This window comes from Anoxybacillus sp. MB8, assembly GCF_011006755.1.
GTDB lineage: Bacteria > Bacillota > Bacilli > Bacillales > Anoxybacillaceae > Anoxybacillus > Anoxybacillus gonensis.
This window is the reverse complement of record NZ_RXXX01000131.1, coordinates 1-473: the sequence shown is the minus strand read 5'-3', so window position 1 is coordinate 473 and position 473 is coordinate 1. Positions and strand designations below refer to the sequence as shown.

Here is a 473-nt window from a genome sequence, read left to right as displayed (position 1 = left end):
GCCGCCGAAGGTGGGGCAAATGATTGGGGTGAAGTCGTAACAAGGTAGCCGTATCGGAAGGTGCGGCTGGATCACCTCCTTTCTAAGGATAAGAAGAAAAGCGGAGAACGGTCCTTGGCGTAGACAAGGAAACATCCGACGGAAGCGCAAGCTTTTGACGAGACGTGCTTGCACGTCGACGGAAAAAGCGGACGCGGAGGAGGATGTTAGTTCGAAGCTAGACATCGTATGATAAAAAACGCTTTTTCGCTTCGTTTAGTTTTGAGGGAATATCCCTCATACAGGTTCAAGCAGTAGCTTTGCGCCTGCGTCTGCGAGTGATTACGAAGATGATAAATTCCTCGGCGCATGGCAGCAAAGATGTAGCTTCAAGAAGAAGCCATGTTCTTTGAAAACTAGATAACAGGCTGAAAAGTGTGTTTAGTTAAGTTAGAAAGGGCGCACGGTGGATGCCTTGGCACTAGGAGCCGATG

Annotated in this window: 1 rRNA gene; it reads left to right on the top strand. The window is 49.0% G+C overall.

The window, feature by feature from the left end:
• Nucleotides 1-82: ribosomal RNA gene (locus tag EKC99_RS15500) — 16S ribosomal RNA — on the top strand; the annotation flags it as partial.
• Between the last annotated feature and the right edge of the window lie 391 nt (nucleotides 83-473).